The sequence below is a fragment of the Kitasatospora sp. NPDC001683 genome, from assembly GCF_053596495.1.
Window position 1 is genome coordinate 14,981 of record NZ_JBSFGK010000094.1, and the last position, 15,736, is coordinate 30,716.

Sequence of the window (15,736 nt, forward strand, 5' to 3'; positions counted from 1 at the left end):
GCGAACGCCGAGGGGCGGCGACCCGTGCGGTACGGGCGCCGCCCCTCGGCGGTGGTGCGGTGCCGGGCGCGCTAGATGAGCACGCTCAGCGGCAGGATCAGGGCTATCGCGACGACCGAGATGATCGTCTCCATCACCGACCAGGACTTCAGGGTCTGCCCGACGCTCATCCCGAAGTACTCCTTCACCAGCCAGAAGCCGGCGTCGTTGACGTGCGAGAGGAACAGCGAACCGGCGCCGACCGCGAGCACCAGCAGCGCCGAGTGGGTCGAGGACATGTTCGCCGCGAGCGGGGAGACGATGCCGGCCGCGGTGATGGTGGCGACCGTCGCCGAGCCGGTGGCCAGGCGGATCAGCACCGCGATCAGCCAGCCCAGCAGCAGCGCCGAGATGTGCCACCGGCTGGACCAGTGACTGACCATGTCGCCGACGCCCACGTCGATCAGGGTCTGCTTGAAGCCGCCGCCCGCGCCGACGATGAACACGATGCCGGCGATCGGGCCGAGCGCCTTGCCGACGGTGTCGGAGATCCGCGCCCGGTCGAAGCCGGCCGCCCTGCCGAGGGTCAGCATGCCGAGCAGGGTCGCGGCGAGCAGGGCGATCAGCGGGGAGCCGATGAGGTCGAGCACCCGCTGGACCATCGCCTTCGGGTCGTCGATCACGACGTCCGCCAGGGCCTTGCCGAGCATCAGCACGACCGGCAGCAGGATCGTCGCCAGGACCGCGCCGAAGGACGGGGTGCGCTCGCGCTTGACCGGCTCCTCGGAGGCGATCGCGGTCGGTATCTCCAGCGGGCCCACCCAGCGCTCGGCCACCCGGGCGAATAGCGGACCGGCGATGATCAGGGTCGGGACGGCGACCAGCAGGCCCAGCGCCAGGGTGATGCCGAGGTCGGCCTTCAGCGCGTCGATCGCGACCAGCGGGCCCGGGTGCGGGGGGACCAGGCCGTGCAGCACCGACAGGCCGGCCAGGGCCGGGATGCCCACCCGCATCAGCGGCACGTTGCCGCGCCGGGCGACCAGCAGCACGATCGGGATCAGCAGGACGACGCCGACCTCGAAGAACAGCGGCAGGCCGAGCAGGGCGGCGATCAGCGCCATCGCCCAGGGCAGCGCCCTGCTGCCGGTCCGGGACAGCACGGTGTCCGCGATGATGTTGGCGCCGCCGGAGTCCGCCAGCAGCTTGCCGAGCATCGCGCCCAGGCCGATCAGCAGGCCGACGCCGGCCACGGTGGAGCCGAAGCCCGTGGAGAAGCTGTTCAGCAGCTTGTCGAAGGGTGCGCCCGCGACGACGGCCAGCAGTCCGGAGCCCAGCGTGAGGGCGAGGAAGGGGTGCAGCTTCAGCTTGGTGATCAGCAGGATGATCGTACCGATGCTGAGCAGCACCGCGATCAGCAGCTGCGTGTTGCTGCTGGTGTGCGGGAGGGCCGGTGGGGCGGCCGCCAGCAGGAGGGTGGGGGCAATGCTCATGCGCCGGCCTCGCTTCGCTCGGCAGGGGCATTCGCCCATCCGCGCCTTCTGATGGCTCGCTCGCTTCGCTCGCTCACGTGAGGTCTCCATTGACGGGCCGCAGCAGCGCCACGGCCATCTCGACGAGTTCTTCGGGGGACGGACCCACATCCAGCACGGCGCCGTTCTCGTCCGCACCGAGGGGCTCCAAGGCGGCGTACTGGGAATCGAGCAACGACGTCGGCATGAAGTGGCCGGTGCGGTGGGAGAGCCGGTCCTCGACCAGCTCGTGGCCACCGCTGAGGTGCAGGAAGAAGGCATCCGGGGCGTCCGTGCGCAGGATGTCGCGGTAGCCGTGCTTCAGCGCCGAGCAGGTGACCACGCCGCCGGTGCCGGCCTCGGTGCGCGCCTTGAGCCAGGCGCCGATGGCGCGCAGCCAGGGTTCACGGTCCTGGTCGTCCAGCGGGATGCCGGCGGACATCTTGGCGATGTTGGCCGGCGGATGGAACTCGTCCGCCTCGGCGAAGGGGAGATCGAGGCGGTCGGCCAGGAGGCGGGCCAGGGTGGTCTTGCCGACACCGGAGACGCCCATCACCACGACGGTGAGGGGGGCGTCCGGGAGGGCGCGGTTCTCGACGTTGAGAGCCATGGGTGGTGCTCCTTCGTTGCAGGCCGCCACTATCGCTTCAAAGATATGACGTATTCAAGTGGCGGAAACCAAATCGTCATACTTTTACTTCCCCGCGGGGAGGTGGGTGGAGGCGGGGTGGGGACGTGGAGCGGGGAGGGGCGCCGATGGGGCCGGGGCACGGCGGATCACCGGGGCGGGGTGGGACGGAGGGTGACGTGGGGGTTCGGGCGGGCGGCGTCTACGCTGGGCGGATGGAGATCCAGGGGCTGCCCGGTCGGGTGCTTGACGAGCTCGGGCCGGCGATCGCGTCGGGGGAGATCCCCGAGGGCGCGGTACTGCGCGGGGAGGAGCTGGAGCAGCGGTTCGGGGTGTCCCGGACGGTCGTCCGGGAGGCGGTGCGCGTCCTGGAGGGGATGCGCATGGTGGCGTCCCGGCGGCGGGTCGGGATCACCGTCCAGCCGAAGTCGCTCTGGGACGTCTTCGACCCCATGGTGATCCGCTGGCGCCTGGCCGGCGCGGACCGGCCCGCCCAGCTGCGCTCGCTCGGCTCGCTGCGGGTGGCCGTCGAACCGGCCGCGGCCGCGCTCGCCGCGACCCACGCCACCGACGACGACCGGCGTGAACTCAGCTCACTGGCCGTGGAGTTGACGGTCGCCGCGCGGGAGGCCGACCTCACCACCTTCCTCGGGCACGACATCGCCTTCCACGCCCTGGTGCTGCGCGCCTCCGGGAACGAGATGTTCGCCCACCTCGGGGACACCGTGGGGGCGGTGCTCACCGGCCGCACCGAGTACCATCTGATGCCCCATCAGCCGGAACCGTACGCGATCAGGCTGCACCGGGAGGTCGCCGACGCGATCTGCGGGGGCGACGCCGTCCACGCGGAACAGGCGATGCGGACGATCGTCACGGGCGCCCTGGAGGAGCTCAACCTCCAGTTGGACTGAGCTCCGGCCGCCGCCTGCCCGGATGACCACGGTTTGACGGCAGTTCGGTGGATTCGGACGCATAGTCCTGGTTCGGCGGGGCAGAGTGAGCCGAGGGGGCGCGTTTCGCGTGCGCCCGTTCCGTGTCCACCACCGGATCCGCGCCTGGGGGTCGCCCGATGTCCGTGCCACGCCGCCGTCGCCGCCTGCCCGACGAAGTGCGCTCCGCCACGGTCCGGGCGGTGCTCTGCCTGGCCTTCACGCTGGTGGGCGTGGTGGTCGCGACCCTGGCCTCGTACGCGGGCAGTTGGCTGATGACGCCCGCGCTGATGGCGATGGGGCTCGGGGTGTTCGGCACGATGTGGTGCCTGCTGGAGATCCTGATCTCCCGCCAGGTCGCCGCCCAGCGGATGCGCGGGTCCGACTCCGCTCACCCGATGGCGGGCGGCCGGACCGCCCCCGAGCCGCTGGCCGCCCGGCCGCTCCCCCGGCCCGGCGGTGCACCGCACCGTCCGTACCAGCCGGGGCAGCCAGGGCAGCCCGGCCGGCCGCCGTACGCGCCGGCCGGCCGGCCGCCGGGGCGCTAGGGAACCACCCGGTAGTGGGTGGTGAGCCGGCCGGTGTCGTCCAGGACGTGGAAGGCGAGCATCGGCGGGTGGTCGAAGGAGACGCCCTTCCCGCCCTCGCAGGGCAGCGTGGTGGTGGAGACCACCCCGGGCGCGACCAGCAGCGGCAGGCCGGCGAAGGTGGTCGCGGCGGGGGTGTGGGAGTGGCCGCAGAGCAGCGCGGCCACCCGGGGGTGGCGGCGCAGCACCTGTCCCAGCCGTGCCTCGCCGAACTGGCGGATCCCGTCGACGTACGGGACGTGCAGCTCGACGGGCGGGTGGTGGAAGGCCACCAGGGCGGGCAACTCCTGGCGGCCCGAGGCGAGTTGGCTGTCCAGCCAGTCCAGGGTCCGGTCGTCCAGCAGGCCGTCGTGCTGCCCGGGTATCGAGGAGTCGAGCATCAGCACGTCGGCGCCGGGCAGTTGGTGCAGCCGGTTGACCGGGCCCGTCGTGGGCTCCTCGCCGAGCAGCACCTGACGGTACGGCGCCCGGCGGTCGTGGTTGCCGGGGCAGGTGAGGACCGGGTGCCGCGAGGTCAGCACCTTGGCGACCTGCCGGTACTCCTCGGGCAGGCCGTGGTCGGCGAGGTCGCCGGTGACCAGCACCGCGTCCAGCGGGCCGGGCAGGGCGTCGAGGTACGCCATCACCTGCCGGGCCCGCCGCCGGGCGCGCTTGCCCGCGTCCCGGTGGTGGACCTGACCGAGGTGGATGTCACTGAGGTGCGCGATCGTCAGCATGATGATCACGCTAACGACTTCACGGCTGGGCGGGAACCTCCGCGGGGCGCTTGAACATCCGGGTGGCGGTGATCTCGCCGTGGATGGTCGGGCCGTCCGGGTCCTGCGGGGCGGGCAGGCCCGGGCGCAGGTGCTCCTCCACCGAGATGTACTTGAGGCCGGCCCGCAGGTCGGCGTCGTTGCGCAGCCGGATCACCAGCGGGAACTCGGCGAGCGCGGTGGTGTCGAACAGGCCGGTGGTGTAGATGAGTTGGACGCCGAGCGCGTCCGCCACCGCGCGCTGGAGCTCCAGCAGGTAGGTGGCGTTGGCGCGGCCGATCGGGTTGTCGAGGAACAGCGTGCCGGCGTGCCGCAGTTGGGACTGGCCGCGGTCGTTCGCGCGCAGCGCGGCCATCGTGCAGTAGAGCGCGATGGCGGCGGTGAGCAGCTGGCCGCCGGAGAAGACGTCGGACATCTGGCCGACGCCGACCCGTTCGGCGCGCAGCACCGCGTCCGGCTTGAGGATCTCGACGCTGACGCCCTTGGGGCCGATCGCGGCGGCGACGCCGCGCAGCAGCAGCGACATGCCGTCGCGGCGCAGGTCGCTGTTCTTCTTGACGGCGGCACGGGTGGCCTCGTCGATGACCTCGCCGAGGCGCTCGACCAGGGTGGCGTGGTCCGGGTCCTCGAAGCGGATCCGCAGGAACTCCTGGCCGGACCACTCCCCCAGGCCCTCGGGCAGCCGGGACAGCCGCTGGGCGGCGCGCAGGGTGGTGAGCGAGGACTCGACCAGGCCGCGCAGCCGGTCGACGATCGAGCCGCGGTTCTTCTCCAGCTGGGCGAGTTCGTCGGTGAGCACTCGCAGCCGGGGCGCGAAGGCAGCGGCCCAGGCGGCGGCGTGCTCGGGCAGCGCGGAGGCGGGCAGTTCGCGGATCTGCTGGCGGGCAGGGGTGCGGACGGCCTCGTAGCGGGCGGCGTTGGCGTGCCGGACCAGCGCGTCGGAGGCGTCCCGGACGGCGAGTTCGGCCGAGGACAGCTCACCGGCGGCCGTCCGCAGGCCGCGGCGGGCGTCGGTGGAGGCGTTGCGGGCCTCGGGCAGCGAGCCGAGGTAGGGCTCGACCGGCTGGCCGTCGTCCTCCTGCTGCTCGCGCAGGCCGTCGCGCAGCTGGCCGGCCAGCTCGTCGAAGTCGGCGGCGGCGGACTGGGCGGTGTCGAAGGTGCGCTGGAGGTCGGCGTGCGCGGTGCGGGCGGCGTCCACGGCCTCCCGGCACTCGGCGAGCCGGCTGGTGGCGGTGCGCAGCAGGGTCTGGGCGTGCTCGGGGTCGGTGGGGACGAGCTCCTCGGGCAGCTCGGTGTGCGCCTCGCCGTCGGCGGGGGCCGAGCGCTCGGCCTCGCCGCGCAGGCGGCCGAGCTGCTCGCTGGCGGTGGCGGAGCGGGCCTCGATGGTGGCGACCAGTTCCTCGGCGCGGGCGGCGGCGGCCTGGCGGGCCGGGCCGTCGGCGCCGTCGGGGCTGCCGAGGAGTTCCTCGGCGCGGGTGCGGACCTTGTTGGTGAGGCGGTCGAGTTCCGCCGCGGCGGCGGCCTCGTCGCCCTCGGCGCGGGCCTGTTCGGCGCGCAGGTCGGCGCCGACGCCGACCTTCTCGTACAGCTGGGAGGCGGCCCGGTAGGCCTCGCGCAGCGCGGGCAGCGCGGCGGGGGCGGTCTGCTCGGCGGGCTCGTCGGCCTGTTCGGCGGCGGGGATCTCGGCGCGTTCGGCGCGCAGGGCGCGCACCGTGCGGCGGGCGTCGTCGGCGGCGCGCTGGGCGGCGCGGCGGTCCTCGTCGCAGGTGCGGGCGCGTTCGGCGCAGACGGCCTGGCGGCGGTCGCACTCGGCGGCGTCCTCGGCGAGTTCGCGCTGGCGGCGGGCCCAGTTGGCGCGCTCGCGAAGCCGGAAGGCGAGGCCGGAGAGGGCGTCGGCGCGGCGGCGGGCGCGCTGGGCCGCCTCCCGGTGCTCCTCGTGGGCGGAGGCGGCGGCCGCGTGGTCGGTCTCGGCCTCGTCGTGGTCGGCGCGCAGGGTGGCCAGGGCGGCGGCGGCCTGCTCGGCGTGCTCGCGGGCGGCCTCGGCGGCGGCGGCGAGTTCGGCGAGGGTGCCGGGCGGGCAGCTGGCGTGCCAGGAGGCGAGGCGGGCGGCGAGGGCGCGGTCGGCGCCGAGGCGGCCGGCGAGTTCGCGGATGTGCTCCTCGCGGGCGGCGGCGCGGGCGCGCAGTTCGCGGCGCTCGCCGTCGGCGGCGGACTCGTCGTGCATGGCCGGGTTCGGCGGCACCAGGAAGAAGGCGGGCTCGTCGGTGATCGGGGCGATCAGCGAGGCGGCGGCGCCGACGGCCACGGTGGAGCGCGGCAGCAGGGCGGCGGCCTGCAGGGCCTCGCGGGCACGCTCCAGCGAGGACGGGTCGGTGACGACCACGCCGTCGACCAGTTCGGGCCGGGCGGCGAGGATCGCCTCGTGGTCGGTCGGGTCGACGGACTGGGCGAGGTAGCGCCAGCCGGGCAGGGCGGGGATGCCGTGCTCGGCGAGGTACTCGACGGTGGCCAGCACGTCGGGGCCGGGCGGCAGCAGGCCGCCGTCGCCGAGCGCGGCGAGGATGCGGGAGTCGTCGGCGGCGGCCGTCCGCAGGTCGAACAGGGTGCGTTCGGCGGTGGCGATGGCCTCGTCGAGGAGTTCGCGCAGGTACTCGGCGTTGCGGTCGAGCACGGCGGGGGTGAGGAAGCCGGCGTCCTCCTCGGCGTCCTCTTGGTAAGGAGTCAGGGAGAGCAGGTCGGCCAGGCGCTGCTCGGTGGCGAGCAGGGCGGCGGTGCGCTGCTCGGCGGCCAGCGACTGGGCGGCGGCCTTGCGGGCGTCGCCGGCCCGTTCGGCGGCGAGTTCGGCGCGGGAGGTGGCGGCGGCGGCCTCGCGCAGCCGGGCGGCGGAGGCCTCGGCGGCGGTGCGGGCCTGGGCGAGGGCCGCGGCGGCGGCCTTCTCGACGTCGGCGGCGTGCAGGGCGGCCCGGGCCGGGTCCACGTCGCCGTCGGCGTCGATGAAACCGGCCTCGACGGCGGCTTCGGTCTCCTGCTCGACCTCGGCGAGGCGCTGGCGCAGGTGCTCGGCCTCGCTGCGGGCCTTCTGGGCGGCGGTGGCGGCCTCGGTGGCGGCGGACTGGGCCTTGCCGCCGTCCTCCTGGAGCTCGCTCGCGCGCTGCTCCTCGGTGTCGGCGCGGGCTTCGGCGGCCGCGGCGGCGGCTTCCAGGGCGCGGGCGAGCGCGGTGGCGGCGCGGGCGCGGGCGGCGAGCGCGGGGGCGGCGTCCAGCTCGGCCTCGCGGATGGCGGCGGCCACCCGGGCGACCCGGTCGGCGGCGGCGCGCTGACGCAGCACGGCCTCGGCGGCCTGCCAGGCGGAGTGCAGGGTGCGGGCGTCGATGAGTTCGCGGCGCAGCGCGGCGGCCTCGGTGGTGGCCGCGGCCAGGCTCAGGGTGGCGTGCCGGTGGGTGAGTTCGTCGGCGATCAGGCTGTGCCGGGTGCGGTCGGACTCAGCGGCGGTGACGGCGCTCGCGGCGGCGGCGACCTCGATGGCGAGGTCCTCGGCGCGGTCGCGTTCGGCGGCGGCGCGGGAGGTGAGGGCGTGGGCGAGGCGGCGGGCGCGGCGCTCGGCGGTGCGGTGGGCCTCGCGGACGGCCTCGCGGGCGGTGGTGGCGTCGACGATGCGTTCCAGCAGGTCGAGCGAGCCTGCGGTGAAATCGCGTTCGGCGGTGAGTTCGGCGCGCAGGCCGAGCTTGGCGGCGAAGCCGTGCACGAGGTCGGCCAGGCCGTCGGTGTCCCGGGTGTCGGTGACGGCGCGCAGCAGCAGGTCGGTGAAGTCCTTGTCCTGCTTGACCGCGAAGAGGCCGGCCGCCTCGCCCTCGTCGGCGTTCATCTCGCGCTGGTAGCGGAAGAGTTCGGGGTCGAGGCCGAGTTCGCCGAGGTGTTCGGTCCAGCGGTCGTGGCCGTCCTCGAAGACCAGGTCGAGGTGGGGGTGGGCCTTGCCGGCCTCGGTGAGGGCGTCGCGGAAGCCCTTCATGGTGCGGCGGCGGCCGCGGGCCTTCTGGTCGCCGGCCAGGCTGACCCGTTCGGCGACCGGCAGCGAGTCGAGGGTGAGGCCGGGGCCGGGGCGGAAGGAGTACCAGGTCTCGGCGAACTTGCGCGGGTCGGAGGAGACCTGGCGGCCGCGCCACTCGCTGACCTTGCCGACCACGATCAGCTCGCCGGTGACGGTGTGCTGCCACTCCAGGGCGACGTGGCCGCAGTCGTCGGAGAGCAGGAACTTGCGCAGCACGCCGGCGCTGGCGCCGCCGAGGGTGTTGCGGTGGCCGGGGAGCATCACCGAGAAGATCAGCTTGAGCAGGACGGACTTGCCGCCGCCGTTCTCCAGGAAGAGCACGCCGGCCGGGGCGGGGCGGCGGACCGGCCCGTCGGTGTCCTCGCCGAACAGGCCGATCTGCTGCGGAGCCGGGTCGGCGACGGGCTCGCCGACGCCGCGCAGGTCGAGCACCGTGTCGGCGTAGCGGGCGCCGGCCGGTCCGATCGAGTAGAGGCGGACCCGGTTGAGCTCGTACATGTGCGGCGGTTCTCCGTGCGTCTTATGGGGTTGTCAGAGCGATCAGAGCGAGTGGAACGGCAGGCCGGCGTCGGCGACCAGCTCGTCGCCGGTGTCCGGCGGCAGCAGGCTGGCGGTGCCGTCGGAGACCGGGACGATGCCGAGGTCGAGCAGTTCGGCCATCGCGGCGCTGCCGGCCAGGTCGCGGACCTGGAGCTGGTAGCGGGCGGTGGTGCGGTAGGTGCCGCCGGAGTCGTCCGAGACCTTCTGCAGGAAGCCGGAGTCGACCAGGAACATGACGGCCTTGGCGACGATGCCGATGGTGGAGCCGGAGAGCCGGCGGGCGTCCTTGGTGGCGCCGGTGGCGGTGCGCCGGGCCCAGACCCGCCAGGCGGCCTCCAGGCCGGGGGCGTCGGAGGCCGGGTCGGTGTTGGCGCCGTCGGCGTCGGCCTGCTCCTCGAGGCGGCGGCAGGCCTGGCGGACGAAGGAGTCGACGCCGTTGACGGTGATCCGGCCGAGGTAGCCGTCGTCGGCGAGGTCCTCGGGGCGGGGGAAGGCCATCGCGGCGACGGCGAGGTGGGCCAGGCCGTGCAGGAAGCGGTCGGTGGACTCGGAGGCGGCGCGGCGCGAGTAGTCGCCCATCCGGACCGCGAACAGCGAGTCCTCGGCGGCGGCGACGGCCATGCCGGCGCGCGGCGAGACCTCGAGGACGACCAGGCCCATGCCGGTGGCGATGGCGTCGGCGAGGCGGGCGAACGGCGGGTCCTCGCGGTGGCGGCGGACGAGTTCGGCGTACTCGGCGTCGCGGGCCGGGAGCAGCTTGGCCTGGAGGCCGAAGGAGACCAGCCGGGCGGCGTCGGCGACGTCGGCCGGGGTGATCGGCGCGGGGGCCGCGGGTTCGGTCTCGGCCGCCCAGGACGTGTCGTGGTGGGTCGTCACGGGCGGTGCTCCTCGGGGATGGCGCGGTGGTTACGGTTCGTCAACGTGGGTGGTGGTGAAGTCACTGCCCGGCGGGTCAGCCGGCGTCCTTGCGGTCGGCGGCCATGCCGACCGCGTCGAGCAGGGCGCTGCCGACGATGAGGTCGGCGCCGCCGAACTCCCGGTCGCGCAGCGGGGTGCCGTCGTCCACGGCGAACAGCAGCCGCTCCTCGCCCTGGCGGTAGGCGGTGCCGACCGGCGGGCTGGCCGCGTGCACGGCCAGCAGGGCGACCAGGTACGGGAGTTCGGGGTCCTGCCGGCGGGCGTCGGCGAGCAGGCCGGAGAGCCGACGGGGGGCGTCCGGGGGCAGGTCGAGCAGTTCCAGGGCGGCTTCGAGCTGGGCCTCGGAGAAGCGGCTGTCGTCCGGGGTGGCGACCAGGTCCGGGTCGGGCAGTTCGGCGCCGAGGTGCTCGCGCTCGACCGGCGGGGTGAGCAGCAGGTCGACCAGGTCGGTGACCCGGACCGAGACGGGCGTGCGCAGGCCGGCGCCGCGGGCGAAGAAGGCGCCGGTGGGGCGGACGGCCTGCTCTATCGGCAGTCGCAGCACCGGGGCGAGCAGCTGCCCGTAGAGGTCGATGCCGCTGCGGGCGCCGGGGGTGGCGAAGGCCTGCCGGTCCTGCTCGGCGCGGAACAGCGGGCCGGCCTCCAGCAGGCGGGTCTGCAGCTGGGTGTGGCGGCGGATGCAGTCCTTGACGATGTCGACCAGTTCGGCGGCGCGGCGCTTGTGCTCAGGGTCCTCGGCCTCGTCGCGGGCCTTGCGGATGTTGGTGAGAATCGCGTTCTCGTGCCGGTAGCGGTCGGCGATGTGGTCCAGTGCCTCGTCGATGAGGTCCGGGACCGCCTTCATCCAGTCGACCGCGCGGACGTTGCGGCGGGTGGCGTCGAGCGCGCGGCGCAGCGTCTCGGCGTACTGGACGGTGCGGTACCGGGCCTGCTCGGCGGCCAGCTGGGCGTCGGCCAGGCGGCCGCGGCGGATCAGCACCTCCAGCTTGACCTCGGCGGCGATCTGGGCCGAGGTGACGTCGGTGTCGAGCGCGCCGACCAGGACGTTGACCGCCTCGTCGGTGGTGCGCAGGTAGATGCCGCCGTCGGGGCCGGGGACCTCTTCGATCAGCTTGAAGTCGTAGTCGCGGCGGACGTACTCGCCGTCCGCGCCGAAGGTGCCGTAGACGGCGCGGAAGCCGCGGTCCACGCTGCCGACGTTGATCAGCGACTCCAGCACCCAGCGGGCGACCCGCTCGTGCTCGGGGGCGGGCCGGTGCGGGGTCTGGGCGGCGACCCGGGGCAGCATCCGGGCGAGCACTATGTCGCGGTCGGCGCCGGTGTCGAAGTCCATGTGCAGGGTGACCAGGTCGATCGCGGCGAGGCCGACCTCGGCCATCGCGTAGCCGCCGTACTCGCCGGCCAGGTTGACCTTGCGGTTGTCCAGGTCGTGCAGCGGGGCGGTGCAGGCCAGCGCCTTGAGCCGGCGGGCCAGGCCTTCGTCGGCGGCGGGGCCGGGCGCGGGCCGTGCGGCGGGCACGGTGGCGCCGGCGGCCGGCCGGAGGCCGGGCTCGGTGGGCGGGTCAGCGATGGCGGTCACGGTGGACAAGATTAGAGGTTCGCACCGACATCGACCGAAACGGACCTTGCGGGCGGGCTGGGCGGCCGGCCTGGCGGCCCGTCGGGGACGGATTCGGAACGCGGCGGCGGGCGCCGTGCCCGCACCGGTGGACATCCCGGTCCACCACGGCGGGTGGAACCGGCGCGACGCGTCCGCAGGGCTCTCCAATGGGAGTTGAACATGTTCAAAAGATCGGTCTAGAGTCGTTCCGCGCAGGTGGGACAAGGCTCCGCCTGCTCTTCGGCGCGCCCGGGCGAGGCACGCGCGACTTGGAGGTGTGCGAGATGGACGGCGACCCCGCGGTCATCCTGCGGCGGGTCCGGCGGTGGCTCCGGTTCTTCCTGGTCTGCCTGGTGCTGAGCGGGCTGACCGCCTTCCCGCTGGAGACCGAGACCCGCTGGCTGGTCGACCTCGCCACCGGCCCGGCCGCTCCGCTGACCGACCACTTCCCGGCCGCCACGGCCTGGTTCGAGCGGGTCCAAACCGGCATCGCCGAGACCGACGACCGCTACCCGTTCCTGGCGTACGGCACCGACTGGCTGGCCTTCGCCCACCTGGTGATCGCCGCCGCCTTCTGGGGGCCGCTCAAGGACCCGGTCCGCAACATCTGGGTGATCCGCTGGGCGGTGCTCGCCTGCGGCGCGGTGATCCCGCTGGCGCTGATCTGCGGACCGCTGCGGGGGATCCCGCTGGCGTGGAGATTCATCGACATGTCGTTCGGCGTCTTCGGCGCAATTCCGCTGCTGATCGTGCTGCGGGCGCTGCGTCCGCTGGAACGTTCCTTCCAGGAGCGCCTAGCCGCGAACTGAGTCGGCGCTCCACGTACACGCCCCGGGGCGCGTGCGTGGAGGCCGCGCGCCGGTGCTCCCTCCGAGGCTCCGGGTCACGGTCACCGGGCTTCACCCCCAGGCCCTACCATCTGGCTCAACAGCTGCTGGGAGGCGGACGGGCGTGGCCGATGCGGTGATCGATCTCAATGCGGACCTCGGCGAGGGGTTCGGGCGCTGGAGCCTGACCGACGACGAGGCACTGCTGTCCGTGGTGACCAGTGCCAACATCGCCTGCGGCTACCACGCCGGGGACCCGTCGACGATGCGCCGGGTCTGCGCACTGGCCGCCGAACGCGGCGTCCGGATCGGCGCCCAGGTCTCCTACCGCGACCTGGCCGGCTTCGGGCGCCGCGCGATGGACGTCCCACCGGAGGAACTGGCCGACGAGATCGCCTACCAGATCGGTGCCCTCCAGGTCTTCGCCCGCGCCGCCGGCTCCCGGGTCTCCTACGTCAAACCGCACGGCGCCCTCTACAACCGGGTGGTCGCCGACTCCGAGCAGGCCGAGGCCGTGGTCGCCGGCGTACTGCGGGCCGGCGCGGTCTGCGACGGGCCGCTGCCCGTCCTCGGACTGCCCGGCTCCCGGCTGCTCTCGGTCGCCGAGGGGGTCGGGCTGCCGGTGGTGACCGAGGCCTTCGCCGACCGCGCCTACACCTGGGCCGGCACCCTCGTCCCGCGCCGCGAACCGGACGCGGTGGTGCACGACCCCGAGTCGGTGATCACCCGCGCCGTCGGCATCGCCCGGGACGGCACGGTGGAGGCCGTCGGCGGCGACCGGATCGCCGTCGAGGCCCGCTCGCTGTGCGTCCACGGCGACACCCCCGGCGCCGCCCAGCTCGCCTGGCGGATCCGCGGCGCCCTCGCCTCGGGCGGGGTCCGGGTCGAGGCGTTCAGCTGACGACCGGGGTTCGGGCCAGGGCGTTCACCTGACGGCCTGGGTTCGGGCCTGGGCGTTCACCTGACGGCCGGTGACCCTGCCGGTGCGGGCGGGGTGGGCTGGGCGCCGTCCGGGCCGGGGCCCCGGTTCCGGCTCAGCCCGCGCTGAGCGCCTCCGCGGCCGCCGCCGCGAAGCCGTCCGGGTTGTCGAGCATGATGTTGTGCCCGCACTCCGGCACCTCCACCACCCGCACCCCCGCCGCGCGCAGCCCGTCGGCGCCCGCCGGTGCGTTGGACTCCGGGTGGAGGAAGGTGCGCGGGAGGTCGAGTCCGAGCAGCAGTTCGCGCATGATCGGCTCGCTCCCCCGGGCCAGGTGCACGGCGCTGCGGTACAGCCCTTCGGGCCCGGCGAGCCGCATGGTGGACCACCAGAACGGCCCGACCCGCTCGGCGACTTCGGCCCGTCCGCCGGCCAGGAACTCCTCCTCGGTGTAGCCGGCGATCCCGCTGCTGCCGCTCCGCTGCCGACCGGGCTCGATCGGGTCGAGGTTGGAGTCCACCAGGAGCAGTCGGGAGACCAGCCCGGGGTGCCGGTGCGCCAGGACGATGGCGATCGCGCCGCCCATGCTGTGACCCACCACCTCGACCCGGTCCAACCCGGCCGCCCGGACCGCTGCCGCGATCGTGTCGGCGTGCTGCTCCAGGGTGTAGCCCAAGTCGGTGGGCCGGTCGCTGATGCCGAAGCCGAGCAGGTCGAGCAGCAGCGAGCGGCGCCCGGCGAGCAGCGGGTGCGCGGCGGCGGCCGCGAAGTAGACGGGCGAGCTGGCGCCGAGCCCGTGCAGATAGAGCCGGGCGGGCTCGGCGCCGGGCAGCTCGACCCAGCGGATCCGGTCGCCGTTCGGGGTGACGGGGGCCTCGCGCATGCGCACACACTCCTGTGTCGGTCGGGAACTGCCGAGACCATATATCGAGTTCGAGGTATACCGCTATCGATATACCCACGCACCGAGACAACGGATCTGGGAGAGTGGCCCCATGCTGAAGCTCGCGATCCTCGGATTCCTCTACGACCGGCCGCTGCACGGCTACGAGCTGCGCCGCCACCTCGCCGCGCTCACCGGCCACATCCGCCCGATCAGCGACGGCTCGCTCTACCCCGCGATCAAGCGCCTGGAGGCCGACGGCCTGCTGGTCCGCGAGACCGAGCCCGGCAGCGCCGCCGCACCCCGGCACACCCTGCACCTGACCGGGGCCGGCCGCACCGCACTGCTCGACCGGCTGCGCGAGCCCGAGCCGCTCGACATCAGCGACGGGAACCGCTGGACCACCCTGGTCTCCTTCCTGCGCCACCTCGACGACCCGGCCGCCCAGGCCGCCGTGCTCCGCCGCCGCCTCGCCTTCCTGTCCGAGCCGGCCAGCTTCTTCTACGAGGGCGACCGCCCGCGCGCCGCCGAGGAGTTCACCGACCCGTTCCGGCGCGGCCTGCTGCTGACCGCCCGCGCCACCACCGAGGCCGAACTCTCCTGGCTGCGCGCCACCCTGGTCGAGCTCGAGGGCAGCCGGCCGCACGGAGAGATCAACCGGACGGAAGGTTCCGGGAACTGACGGACTGTCCGAAAGACGCCGAACCACCCTTCCCTCCTCACCCCACCCGTGTTCCGATGGCAACCATGGGCAACGACACGCACATGAGCAACGAGCGACGCGAGGGTTACGACGGCACCGGGGCGGGCGCGATCACCCCGGACGGCTGCGCGGTCGAGGTGTGGACCCGCCTCCCGGTGGGCGACGCACCGGACGTGATCGAGGCCGCGGTGCCGCCGGGCGCCCGGATCCTCGAACTCGGCTGCGGCGTCGGCCGGATGACCCACCCGCTGGTCGAACGCGGCTTCGCCGTCACGGCCGTGGACGAGTCCGCCGAGATGCTGGCCCGGGTGCGCGCGGGCGTCCGCACGGTGCGCAGCCCGATCGAGCGGCTGGACCTCGGCGAGCGCTTCGACGTCGTCATGCTCGCCTCCTTCCTGGTGCACGCCGGCGATCCGGCCGTCCGCCAGGGCCTGCTGGAGACCTGTCGCCGTCACGTCGCCGAGGACGGCTGCGTACTGGTGCAGCGCGAGGGCGAGGACTGGCATCGGAACGTGCCGCGGGAGAGCCGGATCGCCGGGACGGACGGGGTGGCCCGGATCCTCTCCGCGACACCGGTCGGGGCGGGGGTGAACTCCGTCCACGCGGAGTACGTGTTCCCGGACGGCACCTGGACCCAGACCTTCCTGTCCCGCCCGCTCAGCACGGAGGTCTTCGAACAGGCCCTGGCGGACGCCGGTCTGCGGGTCGAGACGTACCTGACGGAGGACCGCACCTGGGTCCGGGCCCGTCCCGCTGGCTAGTCCTGCACGGCCGGGCCCGGACGCGGGTTCGATCAAGTAGAACGGCGTTCCACCAGCGGCGCCCGAAAGCAGTGACCGTGCTGAAGGCCCCACCGAGGTCCGCGCTCGTTTCCATGGTCTCTGTCTCCTCCGTTGTCGTTGTGCCAACGAC

At 74.2% G+C, this 15,736-nt stretch carries 13 protein-coding genes; 6 read left to right on the top strand and 7 right to left on the bottom strand.

Annotation, left to right across the window (positions count from 1 at the left end; all coding sequences use genetic code 11):
• Positions 1-71: 71 nt before the first annotated feature.
• Positions 72-1,469 carry a GntP family permease gene (locus ACWCYO_RS33425; protein WP_270141828.1) on the bottom strand — a complete coding sequence of 466 codons (1,398 nt, stop codon included), beginning with the start codon at positions 1,467-1,469 and terminating at the stop codon, positions 72-74.
• A 73-nt stretch (positions 1,470-1,542) separates the two neighbouring features.
• Positions 1,543-2,097, bottom strand: a complete 555-nt coding sequence (locus ACWCYO_RS33430; protein WP_270141830.1) for a gluconokinase — start codon at positions 2,095-2,097, stop codon at positions 1,543-1,545.
• Between the two features lie 233 nt (positions 2,098-2,330).
• Here ACWCYO_RS33430 and ACWCYO_RS33435 point away from each other — a divergent pair, with 233 nt between their 5' ends.
• Together ACWCYO_RS33435 and ACWCYO_RS33440 are read left to right on the top strand one after the other, a co-directional pair.
• Positions 2,331-3,026: a FadR/GntR family transcriptional regulator gene (locus ACWCYO_RS33435; RefSeq protein ID WP_270141832.1), complete on the top strand. Its 696-nt coding sequence runs from the start codon at positions 2,331-2,333 to the stop codon at positions 3,024-3,026.
• Between the two features lie 158 nt (positions 3,027-3,184).
• Positions 3,185-3,592: a hypothetical protein gene (locus tag ACWCYO_RS33440; RefSeq protein WP_270141834.1), complete on the top strand. Its 408-nt coding sequence runs from the start codon at positions 3,185-3,187 to the stop codon at positions 3,590-3,592.
• Here ACWCYO_RS33440 and ACWCYO_RS33445 read toward each other — a convergent pair.
• From ACWCYO_RS33445 to ACWCYO_RS33460, 4 genes are all read right to left on the bottom strand, one after another.
• Positions 3,589-4,347 (bottom strand): metallophosphoesterase, encoded by a 759-nt coding sequence (locus tag ACWCYO_RS33445; RefSeq protein WP_449786314.1) that lies wholly within the window; start codon positions 4,345-4,347, stop codon positions 3,589-3,591. The two genes, ACWCYO_RS33440 and ACWCYO_RS33445, sit on opposite strands and share 4 nt — an antisense overlap.
• A gap of 19 nt (positions 4,348-4,366) precedes the next feature.
• Positions 4,367-8,932, bottom strand: coding sequence for a hypothetical protein (locus tag ACWCYO_RS33450; RefSeq protein ID WP_449786315.1), 4,566 nt, complete (start codon positions 8,930-8,932; stop codon positions 4,367-4,369).
• Positions 8,933-8,974: 42 nt separating this feature from the next.
• Positions 8,975-9,850, bottom strand: coding sequence for a hypothetical protein (locus ACWCYO_RS33455; protein WP_270141840.1), 876 nt, complete (start codon positions 9,848-9,850; stop codon positions 8,975-8,977).
• 76 nt (positions 9,851-9,926) lie between these two features.
• Complete coding sequence (locus ACWCYO_RS33460; RefSeq protein ID WP_449786317.1) at positions 9,927-11,462, bottom strand: hypothetical protein; 1,536 nt, start codon at positions 11,460-11,462, stop codon at positions 9,927-9,929.
• A 314-nt stretch (positions 11,463-11,776) separates the two neighbouring features.
• Between ACWCYO_RS33460 and ACWCYO_RS33465 the strand changes: the two genes are divergently transcribed.
• A complete protein-coding gene (locus ACWCYO_RS33465) occupies positions 11,777-12,301 on the top strand; it encodes a hypothetical protein (RefSeq protein WP_270141842.1) in 525 nt (174 codons plus the stop codon).
• A 142-nt stretch (positions 12,302-12,443) separates the two neighbouring features.
• Positions 12,444-13,220 carry a LamB/YcsF family protein gene (locus tag ACWCYO_RS33470; protein WP_270141844.1) on the top strand — a complete coding sequence of 259 codons (777 nt, stop codon included), beginning with the start codon at positions 12,444-12,446 and terminating at the stop codon, positions 13,218-13,220.
• 133 nt (positions 13,221-13,353) lie between these two features.
• Here the strand turns inward: ACWCYO_RS33470 and ACWCYO_RS33475 are convergent, their stop codons facing one another.
• Positions 13,354-14,121 (bottom strand): alpha/beta fold hydrolase, encoded by a 768-nt coding sequence (locus tag ACWCYO_RS33475; RefSeq protein WP_270141846.1) that lies wholly within the window; start codon positions 14,119-14,121, stop codon positions 13,354-13,356.
• 112 nt (positions 14,122-14,233) lie between these two features.
• Between ACWCYO_RS33475 and ACWCYO_RS33480 the strand changes: the two genes are divergently transcribed.
• Both ACWCYO_RS33480 and ACWCYO_RS33485 read left to right on the top strand, forming a co-directional pair.
• Positions 14,234-14,803: a PadR family transcriptional regulator gene (locus tag ACWCYO_RS33480; RefSeq protein WP_449786316.1), complete on the top strand. Its 570-nt coding sequence runs from the start codon at positions 14,234-14,236 to the stop codon at positions 14,801-14,803.
• Positions 14,804-14,886: 83 nt separating this feature from the next.
• Positions 14,887-15,585 (top strand): class I SAM-dependent methyltransferase, encoded by a 699-nt coding sequence (locus ACWCYO_RS33485; RefSeq protein ID WP_449786318.1) that lies wholly within the window; start codon positions 14,887-14,889, stop codon positions 15,583-15,585.
• Positions 15,586-15,736 lie beyond the last annotated feature (151 nt).